The sequence below is a fragment of the Paenibacillus sp. E194 genome (assembly GCF_000935845.1).
Classification (GTDB): domain Bacteria; phylum Bacillota; class Bacilli; order Paenibacillales; family Paenibacillaceae; genus Paenibacillus_B; species Paenibacillus_B alvei_B.
In genome coordinates this window covers 1-16,988 of sequence record NZ_JMDX01000128.1, presented here as the reverse complement: position 1 = coordinate 16,988, position 16,988 = coordinate 1, and the positions used below count along the sequence as shown (strand labels likewise).

The 16,988-nt window shown below is 47.4% G+C and carries 17 protein-coding genes; 15 read left to right on the top strand and 2 right to left on the bottom strand.

Going from position 1 to position 16,988, the window contains the following annotated elements:
* The 7 genes from AZ66_RS17560 to AZ66_RS17530 form a co-directional block, all read left to right on the top strand.
* A partial coding sequence (locus AZ66_RS17560) for a sulfite exporter TauE/SafE family protein (protein ID WP_044356013.1) occupies window positions 1-473 on the top strand: 473 nt, incomplete at its 5' end.
* A gap of 101 nt (window positions 474-574) precedes the next feature.
* Window positions 575-1,432, top strand: a complete 858-nt coding sequence (locus AZ66_RS17555; protein ID WP_044356008.1) for an inositol monophosphatase family protein — start codon at window positions 575-577, stop codon at window positions 1,430-1,432.
* Between the two features lie 127 nt (window positions 1,433-1,559).
* Entirely contained in the window at window positions 1,560-1,748 is a 189-nt protein-coding gene (locus tag AZ66_RS17550) for a hypothetical protein (RefSeq protein WP_442950305.1), read from the top strand.
* Window positions 1,749-1,834: 86 nt separating this feature from the next.
* A complete protein-coding gene (locus AZ66_RS17545; RefSeq protein ID WP_044356006.1) occupies window positions 1,835-2,683 on the top strand; it encodes a hypothetical protein in 849 nt (282 codons plus the stop codon).
* 279 nt (window positions 2,684-2,962) lie between these two features.
* Entirely contained in the window at window positions 2,963-3,220 is a 258-nt protein-coding gene (locus tag AZ66_RS17540; RefSeq protein WP_044356005.1) for a hypothetical protein, read from the top strand.
* A gap of 72 nt (window positions 3,221-3,292) precedes the next feature.
* Window positions 3,293-3,820, top strand: coding sequence for an RNA polymerase sigma factor (locus tag AZ66_RS17535; RefSeq protein ID WP_005543265.1), 528 nt, complete (start codon window positions 3,293-3,295; stop codon window positions 3,818-3,820).
* A complete protein-coding gene (locus tag AZ66_RS17530; protein ID WP_044356002.1) occupies window positions 3,820-6,384 on the top strand; it encodes a DUF4179 domain-containing protein in 2,565 nt (854 codons plus the stop codon). Before AZ66_RS17535 ends, AZ66_RS17530 begins: the two co-directional genes overlap by 1 nt.
* A gap of 263 nt (window positions 6,385-6,647) precedes the next feature.
* On the opposite strand, the gene AZ66_RS17525 is transcribed toward AZ66_RS17530, so the two are convergent.
* Window positions 6,648-8,024: a C39 family peptidase gene (locus AZ66_RS17525; protein ID WP_044356001.1), complete on the bottom strand. Its 1,377-nt coding sequence runs from the start codon at window positions 8,022-8,024 to the stop codon at window positions 6,648-6,650.
* Window positions 8,025-8,209: 185 nt separating this feature from the next.
* On the opposite strand from AZ66_RS17525, the gene AZ66_RS31940 reads away from it, so the two are divergent.
* From AZ66_RS31940 to AZ66_RS17495, 7 genes are all read left to right on the top strand, one after another.
* Window positions 8,210-8,821: an RNA polymerase sigma factor gene (locus tag AZ66_RS31940; protein WP_052648588.1), complete on the top strand. Its 612-nt coding sequence runs from the start codon at window positions 8,210-8,212 to the stop codon at window positions 8,819-8,821.
* Window positions 8,769-10,502, top strand: a complete 1,734-nt coding sequence (locus AZ66_RS17515) for a DUF4179 domain-containing protein (RefSeq protein WP_044356000.1) — start codon at window positions 8,769-8,771, stop codon at window positions 10,500-10,502. Before AZ66_RS31940 ends, AZ66_RS17515 begins: the two co-directional genes overlap by 53 nt.
* A 194-nt stretch (window positions 10,503-10,696) precedes the next feature.
* On the top strand, window positions 10,697-10,942 hold the full coding sequence (locus tag AZ66_RS32795; protein WP_231586923.1) for a hypothetical protein: 246 nt from the start codon (window positions 10,697-10,699) through the stop codon (window positions 10,940-10,942).
* A gap of 113 nt (window positions 10,943-11,055) precedes the next feature.
* Complete coding sequence (locus tag AZ66_RS32790; protein ID WP_231586922.1) at window positions 11,056-11,469, top strand: hypothetical protein; 414 nt, start codon at window positions 11,056-11,058, stop codon at window positions 11,467-11,469.
* Window positions 11,470-11,490: 21 nt separating this feature from the next.
* Complete coding sequence (locus AZ66_RS17505; RefSeq protein WP_231586921.1) at window positions 11,491-12,159, top strand: hypothetical protein; 669 nt, start codon at window positions 11,491-11,493, stop codon at window positions 12,157-12,159.
* Window positions 12,160-12,303: 144 nt separating this feature from the next.
* Entirely contained in the window at window positions 12,304-13,653 is a 1,350-nt protein-coding gene (locus AZ66_RS17500; protein WP_044355999.1) for an ABC transporter substrate-binding protein, read from the top strand.
* 45 nt (window positions 13,654-13,698) lie between these two features.
* Complete coding sequence (locus tag AZ66_RS17495; RefSeq protein ID WP_044355998.1) at window positions 13,699-15,057, top strand: ABC transporter substrate-binding protein; 1,359 nt, start codon at window positions 13,699-13,701, stop codon at window positions 15,055-15,057.
* A 69-nt stretch (window positions 15,058-15,126) separates the two neighbouring features.
* Here AZ66_RS17495 and trpB read toward each other — a convergent pair whose 3' ends face one another.
* Window positions 15,127-16,287: a tryptophan synthase subunit beta gene (gene trpB / locus AZ66_RS17490; RefSeq protein WP_197081725.1), complete on the bottom strand. Its 1,161-nt coding sequence runs from the start codon at window positions 16,285-16,287 to the stop codon at window positions 15,127-15,129.
* Between the two features lie 325 nt (window positions 16,288-16,612).
* Between trpB and AZ66_RS17485 the strand changes: the two genes are divergently transcribed.
* A partial coding sequence (locus AZ66_RS17485) for an ROK family protein (RefSeq protein ID WP_044355996.1) occupies window positions 16,613-16,988 on the top strand: 376 nt, incomplete at its 3' end.

Sequence of the window (16,988 nt, the reverse complement as noted above, 5' to 3'; positions counted from 1 at the left end):
GGCGTATTCTGATGATCGTGAAGGAACGGTTGAAGCCGGTGAATATCACATGGCGAGGCACTCGTACGTATGTAGATCCCACTGGACAAGCGACTGAATATGGATACAGTGTTGTGCCGATGCTGTTTATAGGATTTGCAGTCGGTTTCATCTCAGGGTTGTTCGGGATCGGGGGAGGCTCGTTATTCGTTCCGCTTATGGTGCTGTTATTTCGCTATCCGCCGCATGTCGCTTCAGCCACATCCATGTTTGTCATTTTCCTATCCTCTATTCTAGGAACTACGGTTCATGCTTGGAATGGATCGGTCGATTGGATGCTGGTAGCAGTATTGGCGCCAAGCGCTTGGATTGGTGGAAGGTTAGGGGCGGCAATTGCGAATCGAATGTCCGGCAAAGGGTTATTGCTTGTCCTCCGTATTACCCTGTTCGTATTGGCAATCCGCATGATTGTGAGTGGATTTGCAGGCTCATGAACATTTTACATAGGCTAGGATGTTCGAACGAAACTTCTAAGGGACTGCTACGTATATTGGAAGAAAAGGAAGCAATTTTTAATAGAAAGTAGCGTGAAGCCTTGAATACTTCAGATAAGACTCCACATGTGGTCACCAGTAAAAGTTATACAGCGGTAGCAGTCAACTGCGCGGCTAAGACAGGTGAATGGATCAAGAGTAAATTAGGGCAGTACATATCGCTCAATATAAAATCATCTATGCACGATCTCGTTACCGAAATCGACAAAGGAGCCGAGCAGATGATCCGTCGTCTGCTATTGACTCATTTCCCGCAGCATACCATTCTCGGCGAGGAATCAGTTGATCCTGGCAAGGATGCGGCCAAGCGGGCGTTGGAGAACGCACTGCAGGAGGAATATGTGTGGATCATCGATCCGCTCGATGGTACCACGAACTATGTTCACGGGTTCCCGTTCTTCTCCGTATCGATTGCTTTGGCCCATAAGGGGGAAGTCATTGTCGGCATTGTGTACGATCCGATGAGAGACGAACTGTTCGTCGCAGAGAAAGGCAAGGGTGCTTATGTACACGGACACCGAATGCAGGTGGCACCAGAGCAGCAGCTTGGAGCGAGCTTGATTGCAAGCGGATTCCCTACGGAGCGAGAGCGGGCACTTCCTGCCAATCTGGCTGGGATTACTGCACTTGCGCCGCAGGTTCGCAACATCCGTACCGCAGGCTCGGCTGCTCTTCACATGGCTTACGTGGCTGCAGGCCGCTTGACAGGGTTCTGGGAGTTGAACCTGAATGCTTGGGATTTGGCCGCGGGCAGCTTGCTCATCTCGGAATCCGGCGGCAAGGTTACAGATACGTATGGCAGACCGTATCATTTAGGCGTGCGGGACGTCGTTGCCTCGAACGGACATATTCACGGCTCCTTTATTGAGGCTCTAAGAGAAGCGAAAGCCCAAGGCTAGAGAGTATCATTCAAGCTCATACTAATTCGAGAATGTGCTTGAGGAGGTGTTACTTGTGGTGGAACGGGACAAGGAAAGACAAGAACAGCTGGAAGCAGAGCTGCATGAGCGGCTGACAGCAGGAGAGATGGATACAGAGAAGCCGGACGAGGCTGTCAGACGACGAATCGCGCCACGAACTGAAATCCGTATCCAGACGACACTGGATCCGATCGTGGAAGAGACGAATCGGTATCGCTCCATTGCAGAAGAAGTGGACGATCGTTATGACCAATATATGAATCGCGCCAAGCGCGATGGAGGATCCCGGACATAGTCCGGGATTTTTTTGTGTACCAAAACCATTGACCGAAGTGAGTCATCTTACTATCGAAATTCATTTTGAGGGAGGAAGTTGTTGAAATGATGTCGTACAAGAAGATGATTTCCGTATTATCCGTATCCAGCATGCTCATCATTGCGTCGCCAATAAGTATGGAGGCAGCCCAATCCAAGCAAGAGGTTAAACAGGAGAACGGAATCCTGAAGCCGGAACAGATCGACAAGGAGATCCTTGAAAATCTGGATGCCGTGTATCAGGAATTATCGGGTAACTCGGATTTGAAAATGACATGGGAGCGAATTACTGAAAGCCCGAATAATTTATATTTCTTTATGGGGAAGGATGGGAATCAAGCACAAGTGAACCAAAAGACTGGTGAAGTTCAGAGGGCAACTTGGTTTGCAAAGGCGGATCAAGGAAATGAGTCCCTTCGAACAGCGGCTATCACGGCGGTTAAGGAATTGGATTCTTCTTGGAATGTATCTTTTAATAAAGTGCAGCGCACATTCGAGAAGGATACTGAGACTTTATTCACGTCATTTACGGGAAATAATATTTGGGTATCGTTTGATAACGATAAGGTAATGAGCATTAACCTCACCTATGACTATTCGAAGGCGCCTGCGAAGGTCAAAAAAGGAGCAGAGCAAGTGTTGCAAGCACTGGATGCAAAATCCTTCTCGATCAAGGAAGGGACATTGAACAAAGCAAAGGATAAATCGAGTTGGCAATTCACGGCGTATAAAAGCAAGGAAAAACGGATTATCATTGATGTAAACGGTGAAACCGGAAAAGCAACAAATTTCAATCAATCTGGGAAGTCGGCAGGCTCCTTGCTTGACATTACCGATAAAAAATTCAGCAAATTTAAAAATGAGGATGTATTGGCTGCCGCTAAGCCGCTGGCTAAAAAAAGTGTTCGGAATTGATTTGACAGGCTACAGCGTAACTCGCGGAAAAGGTGAGATGGCCGATCGATTTACATTTAAGAAAGATGGGAAGCCGGAGGTTTCTGGAAATATTAATGAAAAGGGAGAGTTCTACTCTCTTAAAGTTTCGGGTCAATGAACAATTACTCTACATGCACTTGCTTTTCGCGAGTGCATGTTTTTTTATCTATTTTTTTCATTTCTGTATAAAAAAACTATTTCAATTGGTTGTGCATCTTATTATCGAAATTGACTTCAAATGTAGGAGGAACGATAATCATGAGATCAAATAAAAAGCTGCTTGCAGCAATAACCGCATTCAGCATGCTCTTCGCTCCGCTCAGTACAGCGTGGACAGCGGAGACAGCTATAGCTAAAGAGAGCACGAATAAGGGCATCAAGAGTAATGGACAAGCAGAAAAAACGATAGCTGATCTGGACGCTGCTTTGTTGCAAAAGGCCCAGAGGGCAATGAAACAACTTACAGGCAAGGAAGTCGAATTGGAGGCTGCCTTGGAATCCAACGGAACGACGTAATATCATATTTTCCGTTTCCAAAACTATTTAGGGCCTCCATGCATCATAGTGGTGACCGAAGGGGGAGGAACTATGGATCAGAAGATGCTGATTGTCCGCGCGCAGCAGGGCGATACACATAGCTTTGCACTAGCGGTACAGCAAATTCAAGACCGATCGTACCGCATCGCATATAGTTATCTACACGATGAGGCCGCCAGTATGGACGCAGTATGCGATGCTGTGGAGAAGGCCCTTATTCATATACAGAAATTGAAAGACCCCGAAAAATTCAACACTTGGTTCACTCGGATTGTCATCAATCAGTGCAAAACCTATTTGCGTAAAAATAAATCGATAGTCTACATAGAGGACGAAGAGGTTATGGGAGTCGCAAAGCGTCCGCCGACGGACGAGATGCTGGATTTTCAGGCTCTTATGGAGCAGCAGCCGCCAATGACGCGGATGCTCATCCAATTGAAGTATGTACAAGGATACACGCTAGAAGAAATTGCAGAGATGACGGATATGCCGCTGGGCACGGTTAAAACGAAAATATATAACACAATTAAATTGTTTAAAAAGCAAATGATGCCAGAAATGAAGGAGGCTAGATGCTGATGGAATTTAGGGATGAGGAGATCGAAGCAATGTTCGCAAAATTGCCCGAAGTGCCTATTCCACCTAATCTGTCTCAACGGATTGCGGAGCGGATCGAAAATATGGATCGCCGCCGCCATCGGACGAAGATTGTACAGCGCAGCATAGGAACGGTTGCGGCCGGCGTTTTGCTGTTCTCTGGCTCGATCATGTTTGTGCCTTCCTTTGCCGCGTATGCGAAGCAAATCCCCGGACTGGAGGCCGCAGTCAAGTGGCTGGAGGGGGCGGGCAGCTTTATGGGTATCCGCAATGCCAAGGAGCATGGTTACATTCCGGTGCAGACCTATCGTACGAAGTGGGGAGAGCGGGAGGTTAGCGTCGACAATTTGTATTTGGAAGATGATCGTCTGTTCGTTACGGTTACAATCAAGGGCGAGGATATTGCCGAGGCGCAGCGTTCCCGCCGATTGTATGACGATTTCGAGGATTATACGGCTACGCTCCCTGAATTTGATGAACACCGATTCTCAGATGGAAGTAATCATACGACTTCTTATCTTATTGAATCCGTGGATGAGGCGCGTAAACAGGCTAAGGCAAAAGTGGATGGTATTGTTACTTGGACACATGACATTCCTTTGCTGCCAGAATACGTCGAGCAGTTGAAACGAGAAGATAAGGATCGGAAAATAACGATCCGGCTAACAAAAATTAAACGCAATGACGAATACAAAAACATTTATTCCGAATCCGAGGATATTCAGGTTCCGCTCGGTATCAATAATATAAAGCCAACTCGCGTTGTCAATCTGGAGCGGACGGCAGAGCAGGCAGACTCGATTGTGCAGCAGTTTGCTCTTAAGGATATTACGATCTCTCCTACCCGTATGCTGCTTGAGGCTCGAACTCGAATTCAAGATGAAGGAAAGGCAGATCTGCATCCGGGTGACGATTGGAATGAGATTGTCCGAGAGAATCTTATTCTGAAAGATGAAACCGGTAAAGTGTATCCGATTCGACAATCTTCAGGATTCAATGATTTGGTGAATGGGGTTAGCCGCAACCAGTGGGAGTTTGTCCCGTCTGTCTATTTCGAGAACAAGCCGAAGCGCATGACTCTGGAATTGAAGAGATTGTATGTGACTCAAGCCCGGCCCAATCATACGTTCCGTCTTCGCACGGATGATAGATATCCAAAGAAGATCCAATACCAGGGCAAGGATATAACGATATTAGGCACGGAGTATGATAATAAGGGAATCCTCCATCTCAAGGTTCAGCCAGATCAAGCGGGAAACAACCCGTTTCAGAGCGCATTCTTGACGTATGAGCCCTATTACTTGAAGCTTCAAGGATCAGGATCGAACGAGACTTGGAAGCAATATGACTTGAAGCTGGATACACCAGAGACGAGAGCTATCCCAATGACTGGCAAGCAATTAAACGAAAAATATGAAAGAAATATTACGTTCAATTGGGTATTGGGAACGATTTTTGAGGATAAAGATAAGTGGGGGCAGGAGAATAAGAAGCAAGATGTTTATGATATTTCAATTATGGCTCCGAAACTGGACGAATATGAAATATCGCTGCGGAGATACAATGAGCCGATTGAGGTTAATCAGAAGATTGAGTTCACAATCCCGCCGCTCGCAGGAGAACACGATCAAGTAGGCAGCTTGACGGAGCCGAAGCATGGCAAGACGGTGAACGACCTCGATTCTCCCTTGTTAGAGCGCATCAAGCAGGCAGTACGAGAAGTTGCTGGTCGTGACATTGATCTGTATGGAGTCGAGGAATACCGTGGATCAACTTATCATGATGTTACCGTCTATAGTAAGGATAACAAGAGCTATGCCGCTCTTGATGTGAAGCGGGGAACTTTCGATGTGAACATCTCTATGAACTACGCTGAGCTGCCAGATAAGATGAAGCAGATTGTTGAAGCACAAACAGGACTGGACGAAAAACAGTTGGCTGCTCGTATTCAGGACATTACTCGGGCAAAGACAAGGGTTGATCGGGATGTGCATACCTGGATGAAAGGAAAAGATATCGCCATCGAGATGGAGGGAGAACGAGTCCTCAGCATGTCTTATGACATTCCGGTGGATCAAGTAAGTGCTAAGGCGCTTGAGTCGGCGAAGAAAGCTTCCCTCATCGTGAGAGGGAAAGTAACTCCGATGGCGTATGCGAGCCGTACTTATCACTATGACAGCCTTACTGGAATTGCGAAGGATGATTACCATTTAGAGGATCAGAAGCATGATTTGTCCATGCAGGTAGGCTATCACTCTGGACGCATACTGTCAGTTTCAGATTCTGATATTTTGGAAACGGGGACAGATGCAACCGAGGCCCTCTTCGACCAATTCTCGAATAAGCAGGTACTCGACGCAGCGGCGCCAGACGTGAAAAAGCTGTTCGGGATTGATTTAAACGGGTATTCAGTTGAGCGATATAACGGTCAAAACTGGTATATATTTAAAAAGGAAGGCAGCTTGACGATTGAAGGGCAAATGAATCGTTATTTGAAGTTCTATTATATGGATATTGTTGGTGTGAACGATATAAATTTAAATTAGACAAGAGAAAAAAAGGTTAGAAAAGCTGACCCGCGAAGCAGAATTCGCTTTGTGGGTCAGCTTTCTGTGTTCATAGGGGAAGTCAGGCATGTTGAAAAAGAAATCCTAGGGATAATCCTCTACCTCATTTTGCGCAATTATGATTAGGGAGAGTTAGTCTAAGAATCATTGGGGCAAAGTTTGAATACAGTTAGAAAAAAAGGAACTGACTCTCTGCATAACTGGATGCAGTGAGGACAGTTCCTTTTGTGTTGCCGGTGCGCCTATGTTGCTTGTGCAGTTGGCGCTGTCTTCGTATAGGTGATAGCTTGGCTGCCCATTTGCTCCCATCCGCGCTTGAAGGCAGCGCGTGTGATACGATCGCGGCGACCAAGCGGATCATGCACGTATACATATTGCTCGTCATAGCCGATCACGAGCAAGGAGTGCTCATAGTAGGTCACTTGGATTGGCCCATTAGCAGTATTCCACGTTACCCAAGCGTTAGCGGGAACAGAATCGTACAGTGTCGTATGGATTACCCACACTGGCGTTCCTTGTCCAACCGTCCATAACAGATGATCAAGGGAAGTGCCGGTCATATCAATGATTCGTCCCGGCAAATATTTCTCCGCGACCTCTGCTATCGGCTCATGATATACCCCGAGACCAGGATTGGCGAACGTGTACATATCGCCGACGAATCCGCGATGCGGATTGCCGAAATAGATACCGCCGTTCTTCTTCTCATACGGCGTTGTATCTTTGCGGATATTCTTCGCAAGCTCCATCTTGTCTACCTTCTGACCTGCAGATTGCAAGAGCATCGCAAGAGCAGTCACTTCACAGCCGCGCGGCAGCTCGGGGAGCTGCAAAATAAGCGGGGCCCCATTCAAGCGGATCGACTTCGGCGCAGGCTTCTTCGGATCCCACATCACATGCTGACCGCGGTAGGTGACTCTGCGTCCAGGAACCTGCTTCGCGTAATTGACAGCATCCTCCCAGCTATGGAACAACGCTGCATAGCTGGTTCCCATCTTGACTGCATACGAACCGAAGGCATCGTAGGCTAGATAGGAGGACAATTCCTCTCTCCACTCGTTCCACTTCTCTTGTTTAGGCGCTTTCTGTGTCGTGGTCAGCGCGATAACGCCGTCGCTGCTGTAAATATGCCGACCAAGCGCTTTACTAGCTGGTCGAAGCGGGACGTAGGTAACACCGTCCTTCTGGACAGGCAATGTGTTGACCGAGACTGCGGATTTGCTGCCGGAAGGGGTCGCGATACTGACCTTGCCTACCTCGAGCGAATACGTAATCTTCGCGTCGTCTCTTGATAACGTAAGAGTTCGGCCACTCTTATCGACAGCCAGCTCTGCGTCGAGCTTGTCTGCTAGGAAGCGGGCGGGTACAAGTGTCTCTCCCTTCTCTTGATAAGGCGCGGCTTTCGGCTCGGACTCCGCAAGCGGTACCAGGTAGCGGCCTACCCTTGCAGTGTTGCTGTACAGCATGAGAACAATGTCTTCCGAAGGCGGGCCGAAGGAGAAGGATAAGGAGCCTTCCTTGAGCTTAGAGAGAATAAAATTTTGAAAAGGAAATGCGCATAAAGCTAGCAATATAAGAAACAGCAGCCATCGATTCAGCTGCCTGACGATTCGCGGCAAAGTTCATACCCTCCTCAGACATACTCCCTCCTTATATCGGCAATGTACCGAGATTTCATTAGGTACTGAATTTTTTACCCCATTTATCCAATAAATGAACCTTTTATAGAAGATAGTTGTTAATCTAGTAGTACATGTTCAATGGGAGCAACAACTAGCGATGTGTGAGAAGGGTGGAGAACCTGTTGACGGACAGGGAATTTTTCGAACGATACAACAGAGATGTATACAGGACCTGCTACTATATGCTGCGCAATCCCTCAGACGCGGAAGACGTCTGCCAAGAGGTGTTTATGAAGGCGCTCACGTCAGGATGGGAGCAAGTGGAGTTTCTCAAGACGTGGCTTATGCGGATTACGGTCAATCATTGCCTGAATCACTTGCGCAGGAATAAGTCGAGATGGATGAAGGAGAAAGTGCTGCTCTTGTTCCAACGGGAGCAGGTGGAGCCTTCAGTCCTAACTGTAGTTGAACAAAAGGAATCGGAGGATGAATGGAAGCGGCGCCTCGCGAAGCTGCCTGACAAAATCCGCATTGTCATCACTCTGCGGTATACGAACGATTTGCCGCTTGCCGACATCGCGGAGATTCTGGATATTCCGGTGGGAACCGTGAAATCCCGGTTGAACCGAGGATTGAAGATGATGAGGGTCATATTGGACGAGCTGGACGATGATTTGAAGCTGTCAGAGGAGCAATCAGTCAAGCGGAACAGTAGCTTGGGGAGAAAGGATGGTGAGGAACTTGGAGAAAAAAACAAACGAAGTAACGAATCTTACTCAGCAGCTGGGCGATGAAGGCATCCACACCTACCCGGACTTCGAGGCGATGTGGATGCGGATTGAGGCGGCCAGAAATGAGCAGGGCGAACAAGGAGCGTCGGCCGCACCGTTACAGACGAAGCCGGTGTTCCGCGGGCGCAGGTTGGCTGTGATGTCAGTGGCTGTGTTTGTGCTGTTGGCTACTCCAGTGCTCGCTTATATTACCGGGAAGTGGGATTTTAATTATCATCTTAAAGGTGTGGAATCAGCGATCCAACAGGGATTCGGGCAGCCGATCAATAAGAAGGTTACGAATAGCGGCGTCACATTCGCCATCGATACAGCGGTGACCGACGATAATGGAACTACGCTGTTATACAGCTTGAATACAGGGGATAAGCAGGAGCGTAAATGGATGTTCGACCAATTTGAATTCAAAGACGATAAAGGAAATTCCATTGCGCGCATGGATCTTGTGCAGATGATGAAGAGGAAATGGGATAATGGCCTCTATTGGCATAACTGGGATGAAGAAAGCCGAACCTACAATGGCTTCCTCGATACGTCCTGGACGGTTCCCGGCAAGGAAGCGAATGTGCAATTGTCTGCGCGCGGGCTGCAGGCGTTCGACTATGTTCGTGTACCAATCGATTTGGATCCGCGCAAGGCAGAGGTACAGACTTTCCCGATTCATGATGGCGGGATCAAGGAATTAAGGGTGCAGTTCATGGATGGCGGTGAAGGGCAAGCAACCATCAAATACTCTGTGTCCTACACGGATGATTCGATTATCAACATCGTTGTTCCTCAAATTGTGGTGAAAAAGGAAGGGGAAATGGTAATTCGATCGGGTGATAAGGCGACTAGAATGATCCAGATTGAGGGACATCCAGAATGGGGTGTACAAGAAAGTTATAGCTCGGAAGAACTACTGAAGGGCGGCAATTCATTCGAATTTGTGTATGGCGTGAAGGGAAGCCATATCGAGGGAGAATGGGATATCGATATGTTCACATTGAACAAGGAGAAGGCGCTGCAGGCATCAGTAACCCGGGAATTAAATATTCCGCTCCACACGACGCAAGGAGATTCAATCCTCCGCAAGCTGATTATCAGGCCGACAGCGATAAAATTGGAGGTAGAGAATAAGAAAGTATTCGAGGAAATTCCATACCGAGAAGTTTCGTTGCTCGTGAACGGACGTAAGCTTGAGGGCTGGGAGATGATACTGGAATATGCCAATACTTCGCTCCATGGATATCGGCAAGCCTTCACGTTTCCGGCAAGGCCCGACCTGCGTTTGACCGCGGACACGCCGGTAGAGTTGTTGTTGGAACGTGAGATCGAGAAGATAAAGGACTATAAGAAGCCAATCAAGCTGACAGCTATTACAGATGAAAAGAAAGAAACGCTTGTGAACGTAGAGGGTTATCCGGTCAAAGTAACCTACTATACCAAAAACGGTGACCTGTATGTCGAGAACGAGAGCGAGAATCTAAAGTTCAGCGGCGTTTCTCAGACGTACATGAAACAGGGAGACGAGAGAATATTCGGGGAAGCCCTGTTTTTCAAATGGGAGGAGAACTGGCTCGATTGGGAGAAATCCAACAAGTACGTAAACGTGTATCGCGGATTTAAGGGACATGAAACAGAGATTTACTTGTTTGAGTTCTTCATTCGACATTGGGATCGGAATATGAAAATAAAGCTGCAATAGGATGAACGATGCTGTCCCCGTCAGGATATGACGCAAGGGCAGCATTTTTTTTGCATTCCTTCCAAATTAGTGAACCTAAATGAGGGCGGCTGTGTTAATTAGAATAGAGGCTTGCGCCTAAGGGATCCCATAAACGCTATCGTGCGGCCTGACTAACAACCAATATCGCTTGAATTTAGAGAGGAGAATAACCCATGAAAAATACGATGAAAGTAACAATCGCTACACTTTGCAGCATCCTGCTGCTAGGTTCCATGAGCACTGCTGTACAGGCAGCATCATCACAATCAACCAACAGCATTACGCTCAAGACGGCAGCAGCCAAAGCTCCAACTGATGCAGAGAAAAAGAAAATGTTCGAAGCGGAGAAGAAAAAGATATTTCAAATCAAAAAAATCCGGGGGATTTCTATGTTCTATATGTCAGTGATAAAAAACTGAATGGCGGAAGTGAGTTTTTATATTCTTCGGAGTTCCCCAAATTCACAAAATATGAAGACTACAAGAACTGGACAGCTAAATTGAAGGGAGCAGTTATTCAGGAGCCAGAAGGGATGCCAGAAGGATATAAATTCGTAAATGGAGTAATCCAAAATCCGTTTAAACAGTTCAATGCGCAAGTGAAGGCTGAAGCCAAAGGCAAAGTGGTGTATTCCAAAAAGATAGAATGGGATGAAGCCGGAATGATCAGGCTGGAATATGCCAATGGAAAAAACAAAATAGTGCTGAGTCTGTTTAAGTTAGAAGCTGGAGTGGAAAAGAAAGCTAAAGAAGGATTCCAGTATGAGTCCGCTGACGAGAAGGCCAAAGAAAATGCTAAACAGCCAAAGAATGAAATCCTTCCAGACATCAATAATTCACTGTCATGGACAGAAAAAGGAGTAAGCTGCACGATTTCCACAAATCCCGAGAATCCTTTGACGAAGGAAGAGATGATCAAGCTTGCGAAAACGATGATTAAAAAATAGTTCTGGAGAGGAGCATTACCCATGAAAAACACAAAGAAAGTAACAATCGCTACACTTTGCAGCATTCTGCTGCTAGGTTCCATGAGCGCTGCTGTACAGGCAGCATCATCGCAATCAAGCAATAGCATTGCGCTCAAAACGGCGGCTGGCAAAGCGCCGACTGATGCAGAGAAAAAGCAAATGATCGAAGCGGAGAAGGCAAGGATAGTAAAGCTCAAAAAAAATCCTGGTGATGTTTATCTCGTGTATGTCAGCGATAAGAAGCTGAATGGCGATAGTGAGTTTATGTATTATGTGGAGTTCCCAAAATTTACAAAATATGAAGACTACGAGAAATGGACTTCTAAATTGAAGGGAGCAATCGTGCAGGAGCCAGAAGGGATGCCAGAAGGATATACCTTTGTTAAAGGAGTAATCCAAAGTCCGTTCAGCAAAAAATTCGAGGCACAAGTGAAGGCTGAAGCCAAAGGCAAAGTAGTATATTCCAAAAAGATGGAATGGACGGAAGCGGGAGAGATCAAACTGGAGTACAAAAAGGAAAAGATAATATCATTCTCCACATGCAAACGGTTCATACCGAAGATAAGGAAGCTAAAGGATACACATACGAATCCGCCGCAGATAGCCAGCATACGGATCGAAATCAAGTTACCTGGTCGGAGAACGGAAAGATATTTTTCCTCTCTGTGAATCCCGAGAATCCATTGACGGAGGAAGATTTAATGAAGCTTGCGAAAACGATGATCAAGAAATGATAGGGATTAAGCCGACAGAAGCTGCAGGTACGGGTTGCCTGCGGCTTTGGATTCGAAGTAAAGGAGAATGATAGGCGAGATGCGATGGGGTTCGTGGTTGAAGCAAGGCACGATTCTGGTAAGCATTATGGCTCTGGTGAGCGGATGCTTCGGAACGAAGCCTGTGCTGGAGGAGCTTGGTAAGGATGGCCGCGGCAAATTAAAGGTACTTTACTCTAATGAGGGCGATTTCTTTCGAGACTACGGAAATGTATTCACGCTCAAATTTCCGAATATCGACATCGAAGTGGTCGAGACCAATGGATTATACCAGCAGATGCAAATCCAGAAAGGTGTTGATTATGGGACGCTATTAACGAAGCTGATCGATGAACAGCAGCCAGATGTGTTGACTCTATCAGCTCCAGAGTATGAAGAATACGCATTGGGCGGCAAATTATATAATCTAGATTCGATCATCAAGCAGGAGCAATTCGATCTGGAAGGGTTCATGCCAGGTTTGATTGATATGGTGAGAGAGCAGGGAGGAGGCGCACTATTTGGCCTGCCGCCGTTTTTCTATACGGATGTACTCTACTATAATGCCGATTTATTCAAAGCGAATGCGATAGATCTGCCCAAAGGCGGCATGACCTGGAAAGAACTGTTCGATCTGGCTGCGCGCTTCGAAGATGCGGGAATGCCGGGGCTATATGCTGGCTATGAGAACGCGGTTGGGATGCTGAAACGCATAGCGGACACATGGGGCCTGCAGGAATTCGATGCCAAGGGGGAGCATATTCTGCTCGAATCCGAGAGTTGGAAGCAGGCCTATCAAATGATGACGGATGCAATACGTACCCGCGCACTGCAGGTTCAGAAATCGGATGCGATGTTTCTTCCTTCGTCCAACAATCTCTTCCTGCAAGGCAACGCGGCCATGACCTTTGGCAGCTCAGGCTTTATTAGCGAGTTTAGCGATCCGCAGAACAAGAAGGCAAGCAAGATGGATTGGGGCATGGTTCCTGTCCCTATTGATCCCTCCCACCCAAATGAAACGACAAGTGCAAGGCTCTATGAGTATTTTGCCATTAACGAGCATTCGAGCAATAAGCGGGCCGCCTGGGAATTTGTAAAGTACGTCAACGGACCGGAGATGGCGAAGGCAAGCTCTGCTATATACTATAAGCTGCCGACGCGAACCGGATTCGTCAAGTCGATTCAGGGCAAGAGTACAGAAGCTTTCTATGCCTTGCAAATAAAAAATATGAAATACGAGTGGGCGATAAAGCGGGTTCCAAGTGACTTTAACATTGCATACTCTCCTTTGCGGGAGGAAGCATTGAAGGCCATCATTGACAAAGTGAAAACCGTGGATGAGGCTTTGGCAGAACTACAGCAGAAGGCGCAGGCAGCGCTTCAGAAGGTGCGCCAAGACAAAGTGAAATAAAAGAGAACGATGAATAGGCGTGTAAAGGAGAAGTGAAGTGGAGAAATGAGGCGAACCGGAAAACGAAAGGCGGCTGTACTGATTCTGCTCAGCATCGTCCTGGTCATAAGCGGATGCTTCGGGAATAAGTCCGTACCAGATGGGCTTGGCGGTGAAGGCAACGGGAAGCTGAAGGTGTATTATCCCTATGTGGAGGACTTCCATAACAAGTACGGCCAGTTATTTACCAGTCAGTACCCGGACATTGAAATCGAGATCATCAAGTCGGGGAATGAAGGAGAAGACGCATCGGACAAATTAAGCCCACAGGAAAAGTTGCAGCGCATGATGGAGCAGCAGAAGCCGGACGTCCTTGTTCTCAATCTGGATGAGTACGAGCATTTATCCAGCGTGGGCAAGCTGTATGATTTGGAATCGGTGATCAAACAGGATCAATTTGACTTGGACGGTTTTGCGCCCGGTTTGATCGACATGCTGCGCGAGAAGGGTAACGGTTCTCTACTTGGGCTTGCTCCCACGATCTGGGCTCGGTATTTATACTACAATGCGGATATGTTCCAGGAGAAACGTATTGATCTGCCGGTGAACAAAATGCAGTGGAAGGATCTCTTTGAATTGTCTGCAAGATTCCATAACGGCAGGACGGATGAAGATGCTTCCTATGGATTGATCAATAATCAAGCTTCTGATGTATTGCGGGAAGTCGCGGATACGATGGATTTGCAGCTGTTCGATACGGAAGGCAAGAAGGTGCTGCTGCAGTCCGAAGGCTGGAAGCAAGCATTTCAGTTAACGGTCGATGCGATCCGGAAAAAGGCGGTATCCGTTCGTTCGCCGGAGCAGAGCGGCGATCCGGGATCGCGTTATATATTAGCCATGAACAAATTCGTTAACGGGGAATCCCCGATGATTCTCAATGATTCGTCCTTTGCAGCACACATTGGCGGGTCTTCTTCCAAGATAAATTGGGGCATGGTAACCGTCCCTATCAATCCGGCGCACGCAGATGAGTCCGACAGAATCTCTGCCACGCAAATATTCGCCATTGCCGCCGATTCGGCAAATAAACATGATGCTTGGGAGCTCGTCAAGTTCATGAACGGCACAGGGATGGCGAAGATCATATCCCGTTCAGGAAGAAGTGATTTACCAGCGCGGACGGGATATATCCCGAGAAGCTTGGAAAGAGGCGCTGAATCCATTTATATGCTGAAGCCATCGAAGCATCATACGAACGAGCAGTGGAAGAAGAACATTCCAGACAGCTTCTATCAGGTATATGAGCCGCTGCTGAATGAAGCGCTGCATGCTGTAGCCGGAGATAAGATGACATTGGAACAGGCGATTGCGGATCTGGAGCAGCAGGCGCAAGCGAAGCTGGATCTTGCCCGCAAGGACAAATAAAGCAGAAATAGCCATAGTCCGTTCTCCACGGCTATGGCTGTTTGATTGAATGGATAGATTATTCTTGTTTTACTTATTCAGCATATGGAATACTTGCTCGACGTCCTTGTCTCCACGACCGGAGATGTTGACGATGATGATCTGCTCTTCTCCAAGCATTGGAGCGAGCTTCAAGGTATGAGCAATCGCGTGTGCGCTCTCAAGTGCAGGAATAATGCCTTCTGTCTTCGACAGCACTTGGAAGGCTTCAAGCACTTCTTCATTCGTTACCGTCACATATTCCGCGCGGCCGGACTCTTTCAAGTGGCTGTGCTCCGGTCCGATACCCGGGTAGTCCAAGCCTGCTGCGATGGAGTAAGTTGGAGCAGGATTTCCTTCCTCGTCTAACAAGACAAGACATTTGAAGCCATGCAGTACACCAGGCACACCCTTTGTTAAGGTTGGCGCTTGATCCGGCTCGACGCCGATAAGACGTACAGATCGCTCCTCAATATAATGGGCGAAAGCGCCGATTGCATTACTGCCGCCACCAACACAGGCGATAACGGCATTAGGGAGACGGCCTTCTTTCTCCACAATTTGACGCTTCGATTCTTCGCTAATAATCGATTGGAAATGCTTCACGATAGACGGGAATGGGTGTGGACCGACAGCAGAACCTAACAGATAGAACGTAGACGCATAGTTTTCCACCAGATCATCCAGTGCTACGTCCACCGCATCTTTCAGACGTCCTTGGCCCTTCGAGACCGACACGACCTTGGCTCCAAGCAGTTCCATACGGAATACATTCAGTGCCTGACGGCGAATGTCTTCTACTCCCATGTAAATGATGCACTCCATGCCGAACATGGCACATACCGTTGCTGTTGCAACACCGTGCTGGCCTGCCCCTGTTTCCGCGATGATGCGGTGTGCGCCCATGCGCTTAGCGAGCAGAATCTGCCCAAGAACGTTGTTGATTTTATGAGAACCGGTGTGATTCAAATCCTCGCGCTTCAAATAAATCTTGGCGCCGCCAAGCTTCTCTGTCAGATGCTTCGCATAGGTGAGCGGATTGTCACGACCTACGTATTCGCGTGCGTACATATTGTATTCTTGGATAAATTCCGGATCGTCCTTGTACTTGTAGAAAGCTTCTGCGAGACGCTCCAATACCCCTTGCAATTGGGGCGGTACATAGCTTCCTCCGAACTGCCCGAACCTGCCTTGCTCTGTCGATACGGTCATGTGAATACCCCCTCGGTTCCAATGATTAGCAATAATTTGTCCATATTTTAGCGCACTATCGGGTTAAAGTCTAACATTATTTCTGGTGCATCAGCTTCTTATAGAGATGAAAAAGGGTATAAAGTTCAGGAGGTGTGTCCGAATCTTAGATGATATGCGACATATGATTGGAACATGAATGACCTAATGATATAATCAATATGATGAAAACGTTGTCTTTCGATTTGCGTTTTCGATTTACGTAAGCGCGATCATAAGTTGGCATATGGGGGATCTCCTCTGAACGAGACAGATAAAGTCAGGCTTGAGAAGGTGAGGGAGAAACATGAAATTGTTAGGCGCTATTGAAGGTGGAGGCACGAAGTTTGTCGTTGCTGTCGGTACCGAAGATGGACAAATTCAGCAAATCGAATCGTTCCCGACGACGACACCGGAAGAGACAATGGATCGTACGGTTGCGTTCTTTAAAGATAAAGGGGTTAGCAGTATTGGCTTCGGTTCCTTTGGACCGGTTGATTTGAATCCGAACAGTCCCACATACGGACATATTGCAAAGACACCTAAGCCGCATTGGAGCGGATATGATGTAGTCGGACATTTGAAGCGTCATCTTAATGTCCCTGTCGGCTTCGACACGGATGTAAACGGAGCGGCACTCGGTGAAGCAACATTCGGCGCGGCTAAAGGATTGAACAGCTGCT

Bases quoted from the DNA above. Each gene is read 5' to 3' on its own strand.
- AZ66_RS17495 (WP_044355998.1), top strand. From the start codon at position 13,699: ATGAGGCGAACCGGAAAACGAAAGGCGGCTGTACTGATTCTGCTCAGC.
- AZ66_RS17535 (WP_005543265.1), top strand. From the start codon at position 3,293: ATGGATCAGAAGATGCTGATTGTCCGCGCGCAGCAGGGCGATACACAT.
- AZ66_RS17550 (WP_442950305.1), top strand. From the start codon at position 1,560: ATGGATACAGAGAAGCCGGACGAGGCTGTCAGACGACGAATCGCGCCA.
- AZ66_RS17545 (WP_044356006.1), top strand. From the start codon at position 1,835: ATGATGTCGTACAAGAAGATGATTTCCGTATTATCCGTATCCAGCATG.
- trpB (WP_197081725.1), bottom strand. From the start codon at position 16,287: ATGACCGTATCGACAGAGCAAGGCAGGTTCGGGCAGTTCGGAGGAAGC.
- AZ66_RS17540 (WP_044356005.1), top strand. From the start codon at position 2,963: ATGAGATCAAATAAAAAGCTGCTTGCAGCAATAACCGCATTCAGCATG.
- AZ66_RS32790 (WP_231586922.1), top strand. From the start codon at position 11,056: ATGCCAGAAGGATATAAATTCGTAAATGGAGTAATCCAAAATCCGTTT.
- AZ66_RS32795 (WP_231586923.1), top strand. From the start codon at position 10,697: ATGAAAAATACGATGAAAGTAACAATCGCTACACTTTGCAGCATCCTG.
- AZ66_RS17530 (WP_044356002.1), top strand. From the start codon at position 3,820: ATGGAATTTAGGGATGAGGAGATCGAAGCAATGTTCGCAAAATTGCCC.
- AZ66_RS17500 (WP_044355999.1), top strand. From the start codon at position 12,304: ATGCGATGGGGTTCGTGGTTGAAGCAAGGCACGATTCTGGTAAGCATT.
- AZ66_RS17505 (WP_231586921.1), top strand. From the start codon at position 11,491: ATGAAAAACACAAAGAAAGTAACAATCGCTACACTTTGCAGCATTCTG.